Annotated in this window: 18 protein-coding genes; 9 read left to right on the top strand and 9 right to left on the bottom strand. The window is 65.1% G+C overall.

Annotated features, from left to right (window positions below; all coding sequences use genetic code 11):
- Positions 1-17 precede the first annotated feature (17 nt).
- Positions 18-1,799, top strand: coding sequence for an acetolactate synthase 3 large subunit (locus L2A60_RS03750; protein ID WP_235703030.1), 1,782 nt, complete (start codon positions 18-20; stop codon positions 1,797-1,799).
- The gene (gene ilvN / locus L2A60_RS03755) at positions 1,799-2,317 is read left to right on the top strand and encodes an acetolactate synthase small subunit (protein WP_235703031.1); all 519 of its coding nucleotides are present in this window, start codon (positions 1,799-1,801) and stop codon (positions 2,315-2,317) included. Before L2A60_RS03750 ends, ilvN begins: the two co-directional genes overlap by 1 nt.
- Here the strand turns inward: ilvN and L2A60_RS03760 are convergent, their stop codons facing one another.
- From L2A60_RS03760 to tpiA, 6 genes are all read right to left on the bottom strand, one after another.
- Positions 2,318-2,719 carry an OmpA family protein gene (locus L2A60_RS03760; protein WP_235703032.1) on the bottom strand — a complete coding sequence of 134 codons (402 nt, stop codon included), beginning with the start codon at positions 2,717-2,719 and terminating at the stop codon, positions 2,318-2,320.
- 246 nt (positions 2,720-2,965) lie between these two features.
- Positions 2,966-3,793 carry a 3-deoxy-8-phosphooctulonate synthase gene (gene kdsA, locus L2A60_RS03765; protein WP_235703033.1) on the bottom strand — a complete coding sequence of 276 codons (828 nt, stop codon included), beginning with the start codon at positions 3,791-3,793 and terminating at the stop codon, positions 2,966-2,968.
- Between the two features lie 41 nt (positions 3,794-3,834).
- A complete protein-coding gene (locus L2A60_RS03770) occupies positions 3,835-4,329 on the bottom strand; it encodes a hypothetical protein (protein ID WP_235703034.1) in 495 nt (164 codons plus the stop codon).
- 78 nt (positions 4,330-4,407) lie between these two features.
- The gene (locus L2A60_RS03775; RefSeq protein WP_235703035.1) at positions 4,408-6,039 is read right to left on the bottom strand and encodes a CTP synthase; all 1,632 of its coding nucleotides are present in this window, start codon (positions 6,037-6,039) and stop codon (positions 4,408-4,410) included.
- A gap of 67 nt (positions 6,040-6,106) precedes the next feature.
- Positions 6,107-6,535 (bottom strand): preprotein translocase subunit SecG, encoded by a 429-nt coding sequence (secG, locus tag L2A60_RS03780; protein WP_235703036.1) that lies wholly within the window; start codon positions 6,533-6,535, stop codon positions 6,107-6,109.
- A gap of 27 nt (positions 6,536-6,562) precedes the next feature.
- The gene (gene tpiA, locus L2A60_RS03785) at positions 6,563-7,294 is read right to left on the bottom strand and encodes a triose-phosphate isomerase (protein ID WP_235703037.1); all 732 of its coding nucleotides are present in this window, start codon (positions 7,292-7,294) and stop codon (positions 6,563-6,565) included.
- A 105-nt stretch (positions 7,295-7,399) separates the two neighbouring features.
- On the opposite strand from tpiA, the gene L2A60_RS03790 reads away from it, so the two are divergent.
- The 6 genes from L2A60_RS03790 to L2A60_RS03815 are packed head-to-tail and all read left to right on the top strand — an operon-like array spanning position 7,400 to position 14,942.
- Positions 7,400-9,286, top strand: coding sequence for a peptidylprolyl isomerase (locus L2A60_RS03790; RefSeq protein ID WP_235703038.1), 1,887 nt, complete (start codon positions 7,400-7,402; stop codon positions 9,284-9,286).
- A gap of 10 nt (positions 9,287-9,296) precedes the next feature.
- Positions 9,297-10,817 carry an anthranilate synthase component I gene (trpE, locus tag L2A60_RS03795; protein WP_235703039.1) on the top strand — a complete coding sequence of 507 codons (1,521 nt, stop codon included), beginning with the start codon at positions 9,297-9,299 and terminating at the stop codon, positions 10,815-10,817.
- On the top strand, positions 10,814-12,439 hold the full coding sequence (locus tag L2A60_RS03800; protein WP_235703040.1) for a bifunctional anthranilate synthase component II/anthranilate phosphoribosyltransferase: 1,626 nt from the start codon (positions 10,814-10,816) through the stop codon (positions 12,437-12,439). Before trpE ends, L2A60_RS03800 begins: the two co-directional genes overlap by 4 nt.
- On the top strand, positions 12,439-13,254 hold the full coding sequence (trpC, locus tag L2A60_RS03805; RefSeq protein ID WP_235703041.1) for an indole-3-glycerol phosphate synthase TrpC: 816 nt from the start codon (positions 12,439-12,441) through the stop codon (positions 13,252-13,254). The genes L2A60_RS03800 and trpC overlap by 1 nt, the downstream gene beginning before the upstream one ends.
- A complete protein-coding gene (gene moaC, locus L2A60_RS03810) occupies positions 13,251-13,724 on the top strand; it encodes a cyclic pyranopterin monophosphate synthase MoaC (protein ID WP_235703042.1) in 474 nt (157 codons plus the stop codon). The genes trpC and moaC overlap by 4 nt, the downstream gene beginning before the upstream one ends.
- Positions 13,725-13,736: 12 nt before the next feature.
- Positions 13,737-14,942 carry a molybdopterin molybdotransferase MoeA gene (locus L2A60_RS03815; protein ID WP_235703043.1) on the top strand — a complete coding sequence of 402 codons (1,206 nt, stop codon included), beginning with the start codon at positions 13,737-13,739 and terminating at the stop codon, positions 14,940-14,942.
- 1 nt (position 14,943) lies between these two features.
- Here L2A60_RS03815 and L2A60_RS03820 read toward each other — a convergent pair whose 3' ends face one another.
- The 3 genes from L2A60_RS03820 to rho form a co-directional block, all read right to left on the bottom strand.
- Positions 14,944-15,342 carry a DUF4149 domain-containing protein gene (locus tag L2A60_RS03820; RefSeq protein WP_235703044.1) on the bottom strand — a complete coding sequence of 133 codons (399 nt, stop codon included), beginning with the start codon at positions 15,340-15,342 and terminating at the stop codon, positions 14,944-14,946.
- 11 nt (positions 15,343-15,353) lie between these two features.
- Positions 15,354-16,676, bottom strand: coding sequence for an adenosylhomocysteinase (gene ahcY, locus L2A60_RS03825; protein WP_235703045.1), 1,323 nt, complete (start codon positions 16,674-16,676; stop codon positions 15,354-15,356).
- A 141-nt stretch (positions 16,677-16,817) separates the two neighbouring features.
- Positions 16,818-18,092: a transcription termination factor Rho gene (rho, locus tag L2A60_RS03830; RefSeq protein WP_235703046.1), complete on the bottom strand. Its 1,275-nt coding sequence runs from the start codon at positions 18,090-18,092 to the stop codon at positions 16,818-16,820.
- A 222-nt stretch (positions 18,093-18,314) separates the two neighbouring features.
- Between rho and L2A60_RS03835 the strand changes: the two genes are divergently transcribed.
- Positions 18,315-18,761 (top strand): DUF29 domain-containing protein, encoded by a 447-nt coding sequence (locus L2A60_RS03835; RefSeq protein ID WP_235703047.1) that lies wholly within the window; start codon positions 18,315-18,317, stop codon positions 18,759-18,761.
- The last annotated feature ends 217 nt before the right edge of the window (positions 18,762-18,978 follow it).

Consider the following 18,978-nt stretch of genomic DNA (forward strand, 5'->3'; position numbering starts at 1 on the left):
CCAAACAGGATACTGCCATGAACGCCGTCAACACCACCGCGACTTCCGGTGCCGAAACCCTGCTCCGTGCGCTGAAGGCGCAGGGGGTCGAGGTTATTTTCGGCTATCCGGGCGGTGCCGTGCTGCCGATTTACGACGCGCTGTTCCAGCAGAACGCGATCCGCCACATTCTGGTACGCCACGAGCAGGCGGCGGTTCACGCGGCGGAAGGCTATGCGCGCTCGACCGGCAAGGTCGGCGTGGTTCTGGTCACCTCCGGTCCCGGCGCGACCAATGCGGTGACCGGCCTGGTCGATGCGCTGATGGACAGTATTCCCATCGTCTGCCTGACCGGCCAGGTGCCGACCCATCTGATCGGCAACGATGCGTTCCAGGAAGCCGACACCACCGGCATCACGCGCCAGGCGACCAAGCATAATTACCTGGTCAAGCGCTCGGAAGACCTCGCGCGCATCGTGCACGAGGCGTTCCTGGTCGCGCGCACCGGCCGGCCCGGCCCGGTTCTGGTCGATCTGCCCAAGGACATCCTGATCAATCCGGCGCTCTATACCGAGCCCGCGACCGGCGGCCATCGCAGCTACCGTCCGCGCACCGAGCCCGATCCGGCGCGGATCGCCGAGGCGGTGCGGATGATCAAGGCAGCGAAGCGGCCGGTTTTCTATACCGGCGGCGGCATCATCAATGCCGGGCCGCAGGCCGCCGAACTGCTGATCGAATTCGCCCAGCTTACCGGTGCTCCGGTCACTTCGACCCTGATGGGGCTCGGCGCCTTCCCGGCCTCGAATCCGGCTTTCCTCGGCATGCTCGGGATGCACGGCACCTACGAGGCCAATCTCGCGATGCATGGCTGCGACGTGATGGTCAATCTCGGCGCGCGGTTCGACGATCGGGTAACCGGGCGGCTCAACGCCTTCGCACCGGGATCGAAGAAAATCCAGGTCGATATCGACCCCTCCAACATCAACAAGAACATCGTCGTCGACGTGCCGATCGTCGGCGACGCGGCGCTCGCGCTGCGCGCGCTGATCGACGCCTGGAAACGCGACACGGCCCGTCAGGACCGTTCCGCCCTGGCCGACTGGTGGCGCCGGATCGAAGTGTGGCGGGCCAAGGATTCGCTGAAATTCACCCAGAGTTTCAAGAAGGGTGCGACGATCAAGCCGCAGCACGCGATCAAGCGGCTGTGGGAGATGACCAGGGAGCGCGAGGCCTTCATCACCACCGAGGTCGGCCAGCATCAGATGTGGGCCGCGCAGCATTATCGGTTCGACAAGCCGAATCGCTGGATGACCTCGGGCGGGCTGGGCACGATGGGCTATGGATTGCCGGCGGCGATGGGCGTGCAGATCGCCCACCCGGACGCGCTGGTGATCGATATCGCCGGTGAGGCCAGCATTCTGATGAACATTCAGGAAATGGGCACGCTGGCGCAATACCGGCTGCCGGTGAAGATTTTCATCCTGAATAACGAGTATATGGGCATGGTGCGCCAGTGGCAGGAATTGCTGCATGGCGGCCGCTATTCCGAAAGCTATTCGGCGGCGCTGCCGGATTTCGTGAAACTCGCCGAGAGTTTCCACGCGGTCGGGCTGCGCGCCAGCACGATCGACGAGCTGGACGGCGTGATCGCCGCGATGATCGCGTCCGACCGGCCGGTGATCGCCGATATCCACGTCGATCCGAAGGAAAACTGCTTCCCGATGATCCCCTCCGGTGCCGCGCATAACGAAATGATCCTGGGGCCGGAGCATGAATCCGAGGCGGCTGGAATTACCGACGAAGGCCTGGTACTGGTTTGATGAACGCGATCGTCGAGCAGCATTTGCGTTCCGCCACCATCTCCGTCCTGGTCGAGAACGAATCCGGCGTGCTCGCGCGGGTGATCGGGCTGTTTTCCGGCCGGGGCTACAATATCGACAGCCTCACCGTCGCGCCGGTGGAGGATGATCGGCGCAAAAGCCGCATCACCATCGTCACCTCCGGCACCGATCTGGTGATCGAGCAGATCAAGGCGCAGCTCGACCGGCTGGTGCCGGTGTATCGGGTGTCCGACCTGTCGCGCGAGGGGCCGCATCTGGCCCGCGAACTCGCGCTGATCAAGGTGATCGGCGCGGGTGACAAGCGCCTGGAAGCGCTGCGCCTTGCCGATGCGTTCCGCGCGCGGGTGATCGACGCGACGACCGAGAGTTTCGTGTTCGAACTGACCGGCGCCACCGACAAGCTCGACGCGTTCCTGGATCTGATGCGCCCGCTCGGACTGGCCGAGGTGTCGCGCACCGGCGTCGCCGCGATCGCGCGGGGGACCAGGACGATTTGATCACCGCCCGATCGTGATGGTCGCGGTGCGGCTCGCCTGCTCGCTCGCGGGCGGGCTGCCGACCGGGCCGAGGCCCTCAACGGCGATCCGGGTCGAGGCCACGCCGTCGGCGATCAGTTGCGCCGCGACGGCGGCAGCGCGGGCGTTGGACAGGCGGATATTGTCCGGCGTGCTGCCCTTGGTGTCCGCCGCCCCGACCACGGTGACCGGCGCTAACGGATGATTGGCGGCGGCACGCGCGGCATTGGCGATCACCGCGCGGCCCGGCGCGCGCAGCGCGGCGGAGTTCGGCTGGAAGAACACCACGAAACGCGGCGGGCCATGCAGGAAGGGCAGATCGGCGCAGCCGGACAGCCCGAGAAGCGAAATGGCGGCAACAGCAAGCCAGGTCGAGCGACGCATGACCGCAACCCCTTCGACAACGGAACCGAATCGGGAGCGATCCGGCTCATGCCCGGTTAGCTGAAGTAGCGCCGCAATGCCAGGATGAACATGAGTTAGAGCGTGATGACTTTCAGTCGATCACGCTCTATTCTTTGTTTGGGCGAGCAATTTCATGGCTTTGCGGATCGCTGCGCGATTCCACTTAAAGCCATATTGCTCTAGGGGCGCCGGCGCATGGATTGCTGCGTCGCGCGGCCGTCCCGATCAGCCCTGCCCCTTGTCCTTCGCAACGCGGTCGAAGCGCCGCAGATCGGCGAGCAGCGCGGGCATTTGCGCGAGCGGGATCATGGCCGGCCCGTCGGATGGCGCATGGTCGGGGTCGGGGTGGCATTCGATGAACAGGGCGGCGCAGCCGACCGCAAGTGCTGCACGCGCCAGCACCGGGGCGAATTCGCGCTGGCCGCCCGACGACTCGCCCTGGCCGCCCGGCTGCTGCACCGAGTGCGTGGCGTCGAACACCACCGGGTAGCCGGTCGCCGCCATGATCGGCAGCGCGCGGAAATCGGAAACCAGCGTGTTGTAGCCGAACGAAGCGCCGCGCTCGGTCAGCAGAATGCGGTCATTGCCGGTGCTCGCGATTTTCGCCGCCACGTTTTTCATGTCCCACGGCGCGAGGAACTGGCCCTTTTTCACGTTGATCGCCCGGCCGGTCGCACCGGCGGCGAGCAGCAGATCGGTCTGGCGGCACAAAAAAGCGGGAATTTGTAGCACATCGACCGCCTCGGCGACCGGCGCGCACTGCGCGGCATCATGCACGTCGGTCAGCACCGGAATGGCGAATTTTTCCCGGATATCGGCCAGGATCGCGAGTCCGCGCGCCATCCCCACGCCGCGCCCGGCGGTGAGCGCGGTCCGGTTCGCCTTGTCGAAGCTCGATTTGAAGATCAGCCCGATGCCGAGCGCGCGCGTCATGCCGGCGAGCGCCTCGGCGACCTCGCCCGCCTGCGCCGCGCTCTCGATCTGGCACGGCCCGGCGATCAGGGTGAAGGGCAGGTCGTTGCCGATCTGGAGGTCGCCAATATTCACATTCATAATGTCACCCACGAAGGTCAAAACAGAAATTGTGCCCCAAATCAATTATCATATTGATCGTCGTGGGTCCAAAAATTTGCAGCGAATTGTAGGCTTCTCAAAATAACAAATTGTTCTGGAATCGCAGCATTTTGAATCTTCTTCTTGTTAACTGTATTCTTTATTTCATTCATCAGTTCTTTAATATGCAATATTTTTCCACCGCCAACTGAAGTACGCGATTTATCGCTTGCGAATACGAAAACTGCAATTGGGTAAATTTCGGGCAGGTCGCCGAAACCCGAAAATATTTCAGGAATATATTTCTTTCCGGCAGAGAATTTTCGGGTGAACCGCCGTTCGCGTTTATCCCAAGAATCACTATCCATCGAGGGTTCGATATGGACGAGATGCCTATTGATTGGGTTGAATGCAATGATATCAAGTTCGCACTCGTATCCTCCTTTGGATAGTTTTCCGACATGTACGTTTCGTCTGACGAAATAGCCCCTGAATTCGTACCACTCGGCAACAAGTTGCTCCAAGAAATTGGGCATCACTCAAGCCTTCCGGAATACTTCAACTAACAAAAAGTTTTTTGGTTCTTTTTTCCAAAAAAGAACCGCTTGCCTTCTCTAGACCAGCCTCGCCTGTTTCACCGCCGCGCCGATGAACCCGGCGAACAGCGGATGCGGGTCGAACGGCTTGGATTTCAGTTCGGGGTGGTATTGCACGCCGATGAACCAGGGATGGTTGGGATATTCGACGATTTCCGGCAGAATCCCGTCCGGCGACAGGCCGGAAAAGCGCAGCCCGACCGCTTCGAGGGCGGCGCGGAAATGGATGTTGACCTCGTAGCGATGCCGGTGGCGCTCCTCGATCATCGCGGCACCATCATAGATCTCGCGAACCAGACTGTCCTGGGCCAGGGTTGCCGGAAACGCGCCGAGCCGCATGGTGCCGCCGAGATCGCCCTCCGCCGCGCGGCGCTCGATTTCGTTGCCGCGCGCCCATTCGGTGAGCAGACCCACCACCGGGGTGTCGCACGGGCCGAATTCGGTGGAGGACGCCGATGCCAGGCCGGCGAGATTGCGCGCCGCCTCGATCACCGCCATCTGCATCCCGAAACAGATGCCGAGGAACGGCACGCCGCGTTCGCGGGCGAACCGCACCGCCTCGATCTTGCCCTCGGTGCCGCGCTCGCCGAACCCGCCGGGCACCAGGATGCCGTGCACACCGTCGAGCCGCGAGACAGTGCCGGGCTGCTCGAACACCTCGGAATCCACCCAGTCCAGCGTCACCTTCACCCGGTTGGCGATGCCGCCATGCGCCAGCGCCTCGGCGAGCGATTTATAGCTGTCGAGCAGGTTGATGTATTTGCCGACCACGGCGATTTTCACCATGCCTTCGGGGGCGCGCACCGTCTCGACGATGCGCCGCCAGCGTGACAGATCGGGCGGCACGTCGTGCGGGAGCGAAAAATGGCGCAGCACCTCGCGGTCCAGCCCGGCCTGATGATAGGAAATCGGCACTTCGTAGATGGTCGAGACATCGAGCGCCGGAACCACGGCTTCGGGCCGGACATTGCAGAACAGCGCGATCTTGCGCCGCTCGCCGTCGGGGATCGGCCGGTCGCAACGGCAGATCAGCATCTGCGGCTGGATGCCGACATTGAGCAATTCCTTGACCGAATGCTGGGTCGGCTTGGTCTTCAGCTCACCCGCGCTCGGGATATAGGGCACCAGGGTGAGATGCACGAACATCGCGGCGTCCGGCCCCAGTTCGTTGCCGAGCTGGCGGATCGCCTCAAGGAACGGCAGGCTTTCGATGTCGCCCACCGTGCCGCCGATTTCGACCAGCACGAAATCGAGCCCCTCGGTATCGGCAAGGACGACGTTCTTGATCGCATCGGTGATGTGCGGAATCACCTGAACCGTGGCGCCGAGATAATCGCCCCGGCGCTCGCGCGCGATCACCTCGGAATAGATCCGCCCGGTGGTGGCATTGTCCGACCGTGTGGCGGGAACGCCGGTGAAGCGCTCGTAATGGCCGAGATCGAGATCGGTTTCCGCACCGTCGTCGGTGACGAACACCTCGCCGTGCTGATACGGGCTCATTGTGCCCGGATCGACGTTGAGATAGGGGTCGAGCTTGCGCAGCCGGACCGAATAGCCGCGCGCCTGCAACAGCGCGCCGAGCGAAGCGGAAGCGATACCCTTGCCGAGCGAGGAAACCACGCCGCCGGTGATGAATACATACCGGGTCATGGAATCCCGCAATAGCAGAGGGCGGCGCGGAGCAAAAGCCCGCACCGTTCGAATGCCACCCCGGCCATCAGTGCTGCGGTGTCGCGGGAGTCGAATTGGCCGCCGGCGCAGCGCCCGGAATTGTCGGCGATGCCCCGGAATTTCCCGAAGACTCGCCCGGAATCGGCGGCAGCGCGGGTGCCGGCTTGGGCGGTGCCTGATTGGTCGCCGGTGCCGTCGTCGCGGCCGGTGCGGGTCCGTTCAGGATCGACTCGGCCGCTCCGCCGCCGCCGTGTCGGTATAACAGAGCCAGCACCAGCGAGAGCACCATGAACGCCGTGGCCAGAATCGCGGTGGTCCGCGTCAGCAGGTTCGCGGTGCCGCGCCCGGTCATGAAACTGCCCATGCCCTGGCTGGAGCCGAGGCCAAGTCCGCCGCCCTCGCTGCGCTGGATCAACACGACGCCGATCAGCGCGAGAGTGATGAATGCTTGCAGAACGAGCAGAACGGTAATCATGGGAGCCTTTCGAGAAGTCGCGGCGTTCTAATCCCGCACGGCGGCACTGGCAATCGCCAGGAAATCCTCGGCCTTCAGGCTCGCGCCGCCGACCAGCGCGCCGCCCACTTCGGGGATGCGCATGAGCGTTTCGGCATTGGCGGGCTTCACCGAGCCGCCATAGAGGATCGGCATCGCCTCGCCCGCTTCGCCAAGCTGCTTTTTCAGCGATGCCCGGATGGCGCGGTGCATCGCTTCGACTTCATCCTCGGACGGCGTTTTACCAGAGCCGATCGCCCAGACCGGCTCATAGGCGATCAGGCCGGAAAACCCGTCCGGCAGGCTGCCGGCCAGTTGCGCGCGCACCACCGTCTCGGTTTCGTGCGCGTCGCGCTCGGCCTCGGTCTCGCCCACGCAAATGACCGGGACCAGCCCGGCGGCCGAAGCGGCGCGCGCCTTGTCGCGCACCAGGGTGGAGCTTTCGCCATGGTCGGCGCGCCGCTCCGAATGGCCGAGAATGACGTGGCGCGCGCCGAGTTCGGCGAGCAGATCGGCCGAGACGTCGCCGGTATGCGGGCCGGAGCGCTTGGCGTCGCAATCCTGCGCACCAACCCAGATCGATGCATCGCCCAGCGCCTCGATCAGCGGGCGGATCAGCGGAAAAGGCGGGCAGACCAGCAGATCGACACCCTCGACCCCCTGGCGCAGCGCCGAGGCATAGGCCGAAAGCCCCGCGAGGGTGCCGTTCATCTTCCAGTTGCCGGCGATCATCTGGCGCATTCCTGTTCCTCCGCAAACGACGCTCAGGTAGATGACGGCGGGCCGGGTGGCAATCGGCGGCGCCCGTGGTAAGACGCCGCTTTCGCTGAATGGGGTTGGAACCGGATGCTCTCGTCGATCCGCAAACTGCTGGACAACTGGCTGGTCCGCGCGTTCTTCATCGTGCTGGTCCTGGTGTTCATCTTCTGGGGCGTTTCCAACGTCGTCACCATGATCGGCTCGAACAGCGCGGTCGCGACCGTCGCCGGCCATCCGATCGAGGCGAGCGTCATCAGCCGCGACTATCAGCGCCAGGTCACCGCCTATGCCGAGCGGCACGGCGGCCACGAGCCGAGCCAGGGGATTCGCCGCCTGTTCGCGGGCAGCGCGCTCGGCCAGGCGATCGACCGGGCGACCATGGCGCTGGAAGCCAGGCGGCTCGGCGTGACGGCACCGCCTTCGGCCTTGCGCCAGCAGATTTTCGCGATGACCGTGTTCGACGGGCCGAACGGCAAGTTCGACAAGGCGACCTTCAATCAGGTGCTCGCCGCGCACGGCCTCACGCCCGGCCTGTTCATGGCCGATATCGCGCGCAGCCTGAATGCGAACCAGATCGTGCAGGCGATCACCGCCGGCGTCGTGGCGCCCAAGCCGATGGTCCGGCAGGTCTTCGACTATGTCGGCCAGGAGCGGACGATCCAGTACGTCCAGCTTCCCTTCGCCGCGGCAACGACGCCATCCCCGCCCGCCGATTCGGTGCTGCGCCGCTACTGGCGCAACCATCCCGGCCGGTTCTCGACGCCGGCGATGCGCACGATCCGGGCGGTGATATTGTCGCCCGCCCTGATCGCCGCCGATCAGCCCGTGACCAAGGCCGAAATCGCCGCCGAATATGCGTCCGAGAAATTCAAGTTCAGCACCACAGCGACCAGGACCGTCGAGATCATCACCGCCGAGGATGCGACAAGTGCCGCTTCTCTCGCCGGTCAATGGAAAAAAGGCGCCGACTGGACCACGATGAAGCAGGCGGCGGCAGCGGCGACGGCGACCGCCGTGACCTTCAAGGACGCGCAACCCGACCAGTTCCCGTCCGGCCGGCTCGCCAAGGCGGTGTTCGCTGCCAAGCAAGGCGAAGTTGCCGCGCCGGTGACCGGCGCGCTGGGAACCTATGTGTTCAAGGTGGTCAAGGCCAATCCGGGCGGTGCCGCACCGCTGTCCCAGGTAGCACCGCGGATCAAGGCGCAGCTCCAGTTGCGCCGCGCGCGCCACGTGGTGAACGCGTCGGTCACCAAGCTGCAGGACGCGCTGGCCGGCGATACGCCGCTGAACAAGCTGCCCGGCGATCTGCATCTGGTCGCCGTCGAGGGCACGCTCGATGCGCAGGGCATGGCCGAAACAGGCAAGCCGGCGCCGATTCCCGGCCCGGCCGCTTTGCGCAAGGCGATCATCGCCGCCGCCTTCACCGCGCCGCAGGGTGCGCAGCCGCAGGCCAAGACTGGCCCTGGCGACAGTTATTACGCCGTCTCGGTCGAAAAGATCATTCCGCCGGCATTGAAGCCCTTCGACACGATCAAGTCCGAAATTCTCGCCGACTGGACCGGCGCCCAGGTGAAGCGCCAGGAGGAGGTTGCGGCGGCGCAACTGCTCGCGGCGGTGAAGGGCGGCAAGAGCTTCGATGCCGCCGCCAATGCCGCCGGCCAGCCGGTCACCACCAGCACGCCGATGACCCGCACGAAACCGGCCGCCGGGGTGCCCGCCAAGCTGCTGCCGATCATTTTCACGCTCAAGCCGGGTGAACCCACCATGGTGGAAACCGCGCGGGAATTCATCGTCGGCACGGTGACGGCGATTACCGAGCCCAAGCCGGGCGGCGATCCGGCGATCGAGAGCCGCATTCAGGCCGCGCTGGACCAGGCGATGCAGACCAACGTACTGCAAAGCTACGCGACCGTGCTGCGCAGCCGCTACCATGTCGGCATCAACGCCAAGATGCTGCACCAGATCAGCGATTGAGGACGCAACCATGAACGCCGCCTCCACGGACCAGCAGGACGCGTTTCGCGCCGCCTATGAAGCCGGGCGTGGTGCGCTGGTCTGGCGGGTCGCGGCGGCGGATCTGACCACCCCGGTCGCGGCGTTCCTCAAGCTCGCCCACGGCATGCCGCATTCCTTTTTGCTCGAAAGCGTGGAAGGCGGTGCGGCGCGCGGCCGCTATTCCGTGATCGGGTTCGCGCCGGACCTGCTCTGGCGCTGCGACGACGGCGCGGTGAGCATCAACCGCGACGCCGCGACCGATGTTGACGCCTTCGCCCCCGACGGCCAGGCCGCCTTCGACAGTCTGCGCGCGCTGATCGCGGAAACCAGGCTCGAACTGCCCGAGCACCTGCCGCCGATGACCGGCGGCCTGGTCGGATATCTCGGCTACGACATGGTCCGGCTGATGGAGCGCCTGCCCGCGCTGAAACCCGACGTTCTCGATATCCCTGACGCCGTGCTGATGCGCCCCGGAATGTTCGCGATCTTCGATTCGGTGAATGACGAAATCACCCTCGCCGCCCCCTCCTATCCCCGTGCGGATGTTTCGGCCGACGACGCGTATCGCGCGGCGATCGCCCGGATCGAAGCCGCCGAGGCGGCGCTCGACCGGCCGACCCCGCAAATGGTCGGTTCGGCGGTGCCGGCCGGGGCGCCGCGGTCGAACATGACCGAGCAGCAGTTCAAGGCGATGGTCCTGCGCGGCAAGGAGTATATCGCGGCGGGCGACGTGTTCCAGGTGGTGCCCAGCCAGCGCTTCGCCCAGCCATTCACCTTGCCGCCTTTCGCGTTCTATCGTTCGCTGCGGCGGATCAATCCCGCGCCCTTTCTGTTCTTTCTCGATTTCGGCGGCTTTCAGGCGGTGGGATCGAGCCCGGAAATCCTGGTCCGGCTGCGCGACGGTACCGTCACCATTCGCCCGCTTGCCGGCACGCGCAAGCGCGGCGCCAGCCGCGCCGAGGACCTGGCGCTCGAGACCGAATTGCTGGAAGACCCGAAAGAGCGCGCCGAGCATCTGATGCTGCTCGACCTCGCGCGCAACGATGTCGGCCGGGTCGCGGCCATCGGGTCGGTGAAAGTGACCGAGAGCTTCGCGATCGAGCGATTCTCCCACGTGATGCACATCTCCTCGAATGTCGAAGGCCGGATCCGCAAGACCGCCGACGCGCTGGACGCCCTGATCGCGGGGTTCCCTGCCGGCACGCTGTCCGGCGCGCCGAAGGTCCGCGCGATGGAAATCATCGAGGAATTCGAACCTTCGAGACGCGGACTCTATGGCGGCTGTATCGGCTATTTCGCGGCAAACGGCACGATGGATACCTGCATCGCGCTGCGCACCGCGCTGATCAAGGACGAAACCCTCTACGTCCAGGCCGGGGTGGGCGTCGTTGCCGATTCCGACCCCGATGCCGAATATGCCGAAAGCCTGCAGAAAGCCCGTGCCCTGTTCCGCGCCGCCGAGGAGGCGGTGCATTACGTCAGCACCAATGCGGGCGCGGTCGTGTCATGATTCTTCTGATCGACAATTACGACAGCTTCACCTTCAATCTCGTCCATTTCTTCGGCGATCTCGACGCCGATTGCGTGGTGCGCCGGAACGACACGCTGACGCCGGCGGAAGCACTTGCAATGAAGCCGGAGGCGATCGTTCTCTCGCCTGGGCCCTGCACACCGAACGAGGCCGGCATCTGCCTCGACCTGATCCGCGACGCGGCGGGCAAGGTGCCGATCCTTGGCGTCTGCCTCGGCCATCAGGCGATCGGCCAAGCCTTCGGCGGCATTGTCGGGCGGGCGCCGATGCCGATGCACGGCAAGCTTTCGCCGATCCGCCATAAGGGCAGCGACGTTTTCGCCGGATTGCCCGACCCGTTCGAGGCGACACGCTATCATTCGCTGATCGTCGATCGCGAGAGCCTGCCGGAAACACTGATCCCCACCGCCTTCACCGATGACGGGCTGGTGATGGGGCTGCGCCACCGCGATCTGCCGATCTACGGCGTGCAGTTTCACCCAGAAAGCATCGCGACCGCGCATGGCCACACGCTGCTGCGCAATTTCCTCGGGCTGGTGCGCGGCCATAACGAAGGGCCGGCGGATATTCTCGCCGACCTCAAGCCGGTGCTTGACCGGCTGGCGCGCGGCGAAACCCTGTCGGTAGAGATGGCCGAGGCCGCGTTCGGCGCGATCATCGACGGGCGCTCGAACGATGCGCAGATCGCCGGGATGCTGATGGCGATGCGGGTCCGGCGCGAGACCGTTGCCGAACTCACCGGCGCGGTGCGCGCGATGCGGGCGCGGATGCGCACCATCGCAGCCCCGCCGGACGCGATCGATGTCTGCGGCACCGGCGGCGACGGCGTCGGCACGCTGAACATTTCGACCGCCGTGACCTTCGTGCTCGCCGGTCTCGGCGTGCCGGTGGCGAAGCACGGCAACCGGGCCTTGTCGTCGCGCGCGGGAGCGGCGGATGTGCTGACCGCGCTCGGCGTGCGGGTCGAACCGGAATTCGAGCGCCTGCCGGAAATTTTGCGCGAGGCCGGCTGCGTGTTCCTCCACGCGCCGCGCCATCATGCCGGACTGCGCGACGCCGCCGCCGCGCGGATCGCGCTCGGCACCCGCACGGTGTTCAATCTGCTCGGGCCGATGGCGAATCCGGCGCGCGTGCGCCGGCAACTGATCGGCGTGTTCGATCCGGTTTGGGCAAGGCCGATGGCGGAAACCCTCGCCCAACTCGGCACCGAGCGGGCGATGATCGTTCACGGCGGCGGGCTCGACGAACTCACCCTCGCCGGCAAAAGCAGCATCGTCTCGCTCGATCGCGGCAATATCACGGAATTCACCGTCACCCCGGAAGACGCCGGGCTCGCGCGCGCACCGCTGTCGGCGATCATCGGCGGCGATGCATCCCACAACGCCGCTGCCTTGCGTGCCCTGCTCGATGGTGCTTCAGGGGCCTATCGGGACGCCGTGCTGCTCAATGCCGCCGCCGCCCTGATCGTCGCCGGCCGGACTGAGGATTTTCGCGCGGGCGCTGCCCTCGCGGCAAAATCCATCGATTCCGGCGCGGCGCGCGGCGCGCTCGACCGGCTGAAGCGCGCGAGCGCCGAGACAACCCCAGCCATGGCATGCTGATGAACGATACCGCCAACCGCTCCGATATCCTGCAGGGCATCTGCGCCGACACGCTCAGGGAGGTCGGCCGCCGCAAAGCGGCGGAAAGCCTGGAGGAGATTCGCGCGCGCGCCGCCGACGCCCCGCCGCCCCGCGGCTTCGCCCGCGCGCTGATGGATGCCGCAGCCTCGGGCCGGACCGGGCTGATCGCCGAGATCAAGAAGGCATCGCCCTCGGCGGGGCTGATCCGGCCCGATTTCGACCCGGCGACGATCGCCCGCGCCTATGCCGAGGGCGGCGCGGTGTGCCTGTCGGTGCTGACCGACGCGCCGCATTTCCAGGGCTCGTCCGCGCATCTCGCCGCCGCGCGGGACGCGGTGGACCTGCCGGTGCTGCGCAAGGACTTCATTCTCGATTCCTGGCAGATTTACGAAAGCCGGGTGATGGGGGCCGATTGCATCCTGCTCATCATGGCAGCCCTCGGCGACGAAAAAGCCCGCGCCTTCGAGGAATTGGCCAATGCGCTCGACATGGACGTTCTGGTCGAGGTGCATGACGAGGCCGAACTCGAGCGCGCGCTCGGGCTGCGGGCGCGGCTCATCGGCATCAACAATCGCAACCTGAAAACCATGGTCACCGATATCGGCGTTTCCGAGCGCATGGCGCCGCAGATTCCGCCGGAGCGTTTCGTCGTTGCCGAAAGCGGGATTCGCGATTTCGCCGATATCGAGCGGCTGAAAGCCGCCGGCGTGCAGGGCATCCTGGTCGGCGAAAGCCTGATGCGGCAGGCGGATATCACCGCGGCGACCCGCGCGCTGCTCGGCCTCGGCGCATGAGCCTGACCCATCTCGACGAGACAGGTGCTGCGCGCATGGTCGATGTTTCGGCCAAGGACGCGACCGTGCGGGAGGCCAAAGCCGCCTGCCATGTCGCGATGCGGGCGGAAACCCTGGCGCTGGTCGTCGCGGGAACCGCCAGGAAGGGCGACGTGCTGGCCACGGCGCGGATCGCCGGCATCATGGCGGCGAAGCGCACCGCTGATCTCATTCCGCTCTGCCATCCTCTGGCGATTTCGGCGGTCGCGGTCGATCTCGCGCCCGACCCGGCGCTGCCCGGTATTCGGATTGTCGCGACGGTGCGGACCACCGGGCCAACGGGTGTCGAGATGGAAGCGCTGACCGCCGCCTCGGTCGCGGCACTGACCATCTACGACATGCTGAAAGCCGCCGACCGGTCCATGCGGATCGACAATCTCCGGGTGATCCGCAAATCCGGCGGCAAATCCGGCGATTTCGAGCAGGATTAGGGACACACCCTGATGCTCAGCGTCGCCGAAGCCCGTGCGCGGATCGTCGGGAGCCTGCAACCGACCGGTGCGGAAATCGTCGCGCTGGCCGAAGCCTCGGGCCGGGTTCTCGCCGCACCTGTCGTCGCCCGGCTTGCCCAGCCGCCGCATGACGTTTCGGCGATGGACGGGTTTGCGCTTCGCGCCGCCGATGGTGCGGTGGGAGCACGGTTGCGCGTGATCGGCGCGGCACCGGCGGGACATCCGTTCGGCGGCGCAATCGGCCCCGGCGAGGCGGTTCATGTTTTCACCGGCAGCGTGATGCCCGAGGGCGCCGATGCGGTGACCGCACAGGAAGATGCCGTGTCCGACGACACATCGATCACGTTGCACGAAGCAGTGCGCGCGGGACGGCATATTCGCCGCAAGGGCCAGGATTTTCACGAAGGCGAAACCCTGCTCGAAATCGGACGGCGCCTCACCGCCCGCGATATCGGCCTCGCAGCCGCCGCCAACCATCCCTGGCTTGCGGTGCATCGTCGCCCGGTGATTGCGGTGCTGGCGACCGGTGACGAAATCGCCATGCCCGGAGAAACAATCCCGCCGGGCGGCATCGTCAGTTCCAATTCCCACGCGCTCGCCGCCTTCATCCGTGCCCGCGGCGGCGTGCCGATCATTCTGCCGATCGCCGCCGATGACCGGGCTGTCATCGCCGCCACCGCCGAGGCGGCGTCGCGCGCCGACCTGCTGGTCACCACCGGCGGAGCGAGCGTGGGTACGCATGATCTGGTGCAGACGGGGCTGGGCGAACGCGGCCTTGAAGTCGATTTCTGGAAAATCGCGATGCGGCCGGGCAAGCCCCTGATGTTCGGCCATCTCGGCGCGCTGCCGGTTTTGGGCGTGCCCGGCAATCCGGTCTCATCCCTGGTGTGCGGGCTGTTGTTCCTGAAACCGGCGATCGAACGCCTGTCCGGCCTGCCGGGCGACGCGCCGCCAAGCGAACCGGCGCGCTGCACCGCCGCACTTCCCGCCAACGATCATCGCGCCGATCATCTGCGCGCGACCCTCGCGCGCAGCGCAGATGGTGTTTGGGACGTGACCCCGTTTCCGGTTCAGGATTCCTCGATGCTGCAACGCCTCGCCTTGGCCGATGCGCTTCTGCTTCGTGCCCCGAACGCGCCGGCCGAAGCAGAAGGTGCGATGGTCCAGGTCATCCGCCTTGCGGAAAACGGGTTATAGGCTAACCCGCAAGCCCCGCGAGAAGCAGCACAGCCACGATGAACTGGGCGGCGTTCACGAATACCGAAAGCCGGTGATCTCGGTTGAATTGAATCTTGTTTCCGGCCTCGCGCAGCGCGTTCAGATGCGGAATCCAGCCGAGCCAGAGCCAGACGGTCACCGCCGCGATCAAGCAGGCGACCAGCGCGTACCACGGCTTGCCGCGCAGCCCGAGGCCGATCGCGGCGACCACGGAGGTGACGATCATATAGAGATAATAACGCGGGAACGCGGCGCGGATGAACGGACCGGCGACATCCGGCGTCAGCTTGCCGAACATCAGCGGCGCCATCACCGCGCCGAAGAACAGCATCCCGCCGGCCAGGGCGGCGAGGCCCATGACGGCGAGGATGTTGCCCATCTGCGGCGTTCTCAATAACGGTAGTCGTCGTGCTTGAACGGGCCGGTGCGCCCGACGCCGATATACTCCGCCTGCTCGGGCGTCAGCACCGTCAGCGCGGCGCCGACCTTGGCCAAGTGCAGCGCCGCGACCTTTTCGTCGAGATGCTTGGGCAGCACATAGACCTGGTTTTCGTATTTGCCTTCGGGGGCTTTCCACAACTCGATCTGGGCCAGCACCTGATTGGTGAAGCTTGCCGACATCACGAAGCTCGGATGGCCGGTGGCATTGCCGAGATTGACCAGCCGCCCTTCGGACAGCACGATCAGCCGCTTGCCGTCCGGGAACACCACCTCGTCGACCTGCGGTTTGACGTTTTCCCAGCGATAGTTGCGCAGCGCCTCGATCTGGATTTCGCTGTCGAAATGACCGATATTGCAGACGATCGCACGGTGCTTCATCGCCCGCATATGGTCGGCGGTGATGACATCGATATTGCCGGTCGCGGTGACGAAAATGTCGCCGCGCGGTGCCGCGTTATCCATGGTGACGACCTCGTAGCCTTCCATCGCCGCCTGCAGCGCGCAGATCGGGTCGATCTCGGTCACCAGAACCCGGCAGCCGGCATTGCGCAGGCTGGCCGCCGAGCCCTTGCCGACATCGCCGAAGCCGGCGACGACGGCGACCTTGCCGGCCATCATCACGTCGGTGCCGCGACGGATGCCATCGACCAGCGATTCGCGGCAGCCATAGAGGTTGTCGAATTTCGACTTGGTCACGCTGTCGTTCACGTTGATCGCGGGCGTCAGCAGCGTGCCGGCGCGGGCCATGTCGCGCAGGCGATGCACGCCGGTGGTGGTTTCCTCGGAAATCCCGCGCACATCGGCGAGCATGTCGGGATACTTGTCGTGCATCAGCTTGGTCAGATCGCCGCCGTCGTCGAGGATCATATTGGGCGTCCAGCCGTCAGGTCCGCGCACCGTCTGCTCGATACACCACCAGAATTCGTCCTCGGTCATGCCCTTCCAGGCGAACACCGGAACGCCGGCGGCGGCCACGCCGGCGGCGGCCACGCCGGCGGCCGCGTGATCCTGGGTCGAGAAGATGTTGCACGAAGACCAGCGCACCGACGCGCCGAGCGCCAGCAGGGTCTCGATCAGCACGGCGGTCTGGATCGTCATGTGCAGGCAGCCGGCGATGCGGGCACCCTTCAGCGGCTGGGCGGTGCCATATTCCATGCGCAGCGCCATCAGGCCGGGCATTTCGTCCTCGGCCATCGCGATTTCCTTGCGGCCCCATTCGGCGAGCGCAATGTCGCGCACCTTGTAATCGACAGGATGGCTGGCGTCGGGCATCGAATGTCTCTCCGTCTGATTCGGGGCCGGTATAGGGGATGGCGAGGCGATTGCAAAACCGCAAACCCTCGAATCGCCACGCGTGAGCACCGGAAGCGGAGACACCCGCGTCGAATGGCCTCCGGAGTAGAGTTTACCCGCTCAGGTGTTCATTGCCTCGAAGAAATCGTTATTGGTCTTGCTGTATTTCAGCTTGTCGAGCAGGAAGTCCATTGCCTCGGACGGTCCCATCGGGTTCAAAATGCGGCGCAGCACCCACATTTTCGACAGGGTGCCCTTCTCGACCAGCAATTCCTCCTTGCGGGTGCCCGATTTGGTGATGTCGATCGAGGGGAAGGTGCGCTTGTCGGACAGTTTGCGGTCGAGAATGATCTCGGAGTTGCCGGTGCCCTTGAACTCCTCGAAAATCACTTCGTCCATGCGCGATCCGGTGTCGATCAGCGCGGTCGCGATGATGGTGAGCGAACCGCCCTCCTCGATGTTGCGCGCCGCACCAAAGAAGCGCTTGGGCTTCTGCAGCGCATTGGCATCGACACCGCCGGTCAGCACCTTGCCCGACGACGGCACCACGGTGTTGTAGGCGCGCGCGAGGCGGGTGATGCTGTCGAGCAGAATAACCACGTCGCGCTTGTGCTCGACCAGCCGCTTGGCCTTTTCCAGCACCATTTCGGTCACCTGGACATGGCGGGTCGCCGGTTCGTCGAAGGTGGAAGCGACAACCTCGCCCTTCACGGTGCGGGCCATGTCGGTCACTTCCTCGGGCCGTTCGTCGATCAGCAGAACGATCAGGAAGGCTTCCGGGTGGTTGTTGGAAATCGAGGTGGCGATGCTTTGCAGCATCACGGTCTTGCCGGTGCGCGGCGGTGCGACGATCAGCGCGCGCTGACCTTTGCCGATCGGCGCGATCAGGTCGATCACCCGTGGCGTATAGTCTTTCTGCGCCCCTTTGACGGGCAGTTCGGCGACCTCGACCTCCATTTTCAGCCGGTCTGTCGGGTAGAGCGGGGTGAGGTTGTCGAAATTGATGCGATGGCGCACCGCTTCCGGGTCCTCGAAATTGATCGTCTCCACCTTGAGCAGCGAAAAATAGCGCTCGCCGTCCTTCGGCGCGCGAATCTCGCCGGCCACGGTATCGCCGGTGCGCAGGCCGAAACGGCGCATCTGCGCGGGCGAGACATAGATGTCGTCCGGGCCGGGAAGATAGTTGCTCTCCGGGCTGCGCAGGAAGCCGAATCCGTCGGGCAGCATTTCCAGCGTGCCGTCGCCATGGATCGCCTGATCGTTCTCGGCATAGGCTTTGAGGATGGCAAACATCATGTCCTGCTTGCGCAGCGAGGACGCGTTCTCGACCTGCAATTCCTCGGCGAGGTTGAGCAGGTCGGTGGGGGTTTTGGCCTTGAGTTCGGCGAGATTCATGAAAAATCCGGGATTCGGGGCGCGGCGTGGAGAAATGCGGCCGGGCGTGTGAGACAGGACATCGGGGAGTTGCGCCCGGCGAAACGATGCGGGCGGGTCGGCGGGCGTGTGTGTCCCGCGCCTGCCTCACATGGCGCATCGGCGCCGCAAGGTCAATGGCAGGCGGGAAATCGCTTCCAGGGCATGGTTCTGCCCTATATGATACGTCAGATGGAGCGGACCATGAGCAATTCGACTCTCTACGAACAGGATTTCTACGCCTGGGCCAACGAGCAGGCCGAGCTTCTCCGCGCCGGCAAGCTCTCCGAGGCTGACATCGCGCACATCGCCGAGGAGATCGAGAGCATGGGGAAATCCGAGAAGCGCGAGCTGGTCAACCGTCTCGCGGTTCTGCTCACGCATCTGCTGAAATGGCAGTTTCAGCCCGGATTACGCGGCAATAGTTGGCGCCTCTCCATCGAGGAGCAACGTGAACGCCTGAGCGATCATCTCTCCGACAATCCAAGCCTGAAGGCCACTCTCACCGAGTCCATCGCTTCCGGGTACCGTTTGGCGCGGATCGGAGCCACGCGCGAGACCGGACTGGATCGTGAGACCTTCCCCACCGCGTGCCCGTGGTCGTTCGATCAGATGACGGCGGATGATTTCTGGCCCGGCGCGGCGTCATGACCGCAACCCTCCTGCACAACTCGCTTGTAGTGGACTTATACCAAGCTTGATGGTTTGCGGCTCGAATACCAAGCTTGATGGTTTGCGGCTCGAAGGGGATTGAACAAAACCGCTCTGCGGTAGTGATTTCCGGCTGATTTTGCGGCGCCGTTGATGGCGCACTTCACGCGACGGTCTCCTGTCTGAGAAGTTTGGGTTGCCATCCCAACCTCAGCAG

This window comes from Acidiphilium iwatense (genome assembly GCF_021556475.1).
Lineage (GTDB): Bacteria > Pseudomonadota > Alphaproteobacteria > Acetobacterales > Acetobacteraceae > Acidiphilium > Acidiphilium iwatense.

What these genes read in the sequence shown, in the direction of transcription:
- rho (WP_235703046.1), bottom strand. Translation starts at nt 18,092, where the DNA reads ATGAATCTCGCCGAACTCAAGGCCAAAACCCCCACCGACCTGCTCAAC.
- L2A60_RS03775 (WP_235703035.1), bottom strand. Translation starts at nt 6,039, where the DNA reads ATGACCCGGTATGTATTCATCACCGGCGGCGTGGTTTCCTCGCTCGGC.
- L2A60_RS03750 (WP_235703030.1), top strand. Translation starts at nt 18, where the DNA reads ATGAACGCCGTCAACACCACCGCGACTTCCGGTGCCGAAACCCTGCTC.
- L2A60_RS03790 (WP_235703038.1), top strand. Translation starts at nt 7,400, where the DNA reads ATGCTCTCGTCGATCCGCAAACTGCTGGACAACTGGCTGGTCCGCGCG.
- tpiA (WP_235703037.1), bottom strand. Translation starts at nt 7,294, where the DNA reads ATGCGCCAGATGATCGCCGGCAACTGGAAGATGAACGGCACCCTCGCG.
- L2A60_RS03835 (WP_235703047.1), top strand. Translation starts at nt 18,315, where the DNA reads ATGAGCAATTCGACTCTCTACGAACAGGATTTCTACGCCTGGGCCAAC.
- ahcY (WP_235703045.1), bottom strand. Translation starts at nt 16,676, where the DNA reads ATGCCCGACGCCAGCCATCCTGTCGATTACAAGGTGCGCGACATTGCG.
- moaC (WP_235703042.1), top strand. Translation starts at nt 13,251, where the DNA reads ATGAGCCTGACCCATCTCGACGAGACAGGTGCTGCGCGCATGGTCGAT.
- trpC (WP_235703041.1), top strand. Translation starts at nt 12,439, where the DNA reads ATGAACGATACCGCCAACCGCTCCGATATCCTGCAGGGCATCTGCGCC.
- ilvN (WP_235703031.1), top strand. Translation starts at nt 1,799, where the DNA reads ATGAACGCGATCGTCGAGCAGCATTTGCGTTCCGCCACCATCTCCGTC.
- secG (WP_235703036.1), bottom strand. Translation starts at nt 6,535, where the DNA reads ATGATTACCGTTCTGCTCGTTCTGCAAGCATTCATCACTCTCGCGCTG.
- L2A60_RS03770 (WP_235703034.1), bottom strand. Translation starts at nt 4,329, where the DNA reads ATGCCCAATTTCTTGGAGCAACTTGTTGCCGAGTGGTACGAATTCAGG.
- L2A60_RS03820 (WP_235703044.1), bottom strand. Translation starts at nt 15,342, where the DNA reads ATGGGCAACATCCTCGCCGTCATGGGCCTCGCCGCCCTGGCCGGCGGG.
- L2A60_RS03800 (WP_235703040.1), top strand. Translation starts at nt 10,814, where the DNA reads ATGATTCTTCTGATCGACAATTACGACAGCTTCACCTTCAATCTCGTC.
- kdsA (WP_235703033.1), bottom strand. Translation starts at nt 3,793, where the DNA reads ATGAATGTGAATATTGGCGACCTCCAGATCGGCAACGACCTGCCCTTC.
- L2A60_RS03760 (WP_235703032.1), bottom strand. Translation starts at nt 2,719, where the DNA reads ATGCGTCGCTCGACCTGGCTTGCTGTTGCCGCCATTTCGCTTCTCGGG.
- L2A60_RS03815 (WP_235703043.1), top strand. Translation starts at nt 13,737, where the DNA reads ATGCTCAGCGTCGCCGAAGCCCGTGCGCGGATCGTCGGGAGCCTGCAA.
- trpE (WP_235703039.1), top strand. Translation starts at nt 9,297, where the DNA reads ATGAACGCCGCCTCCACGGACCAGCAGGACGCGTTTCGCGCCGCCTAT.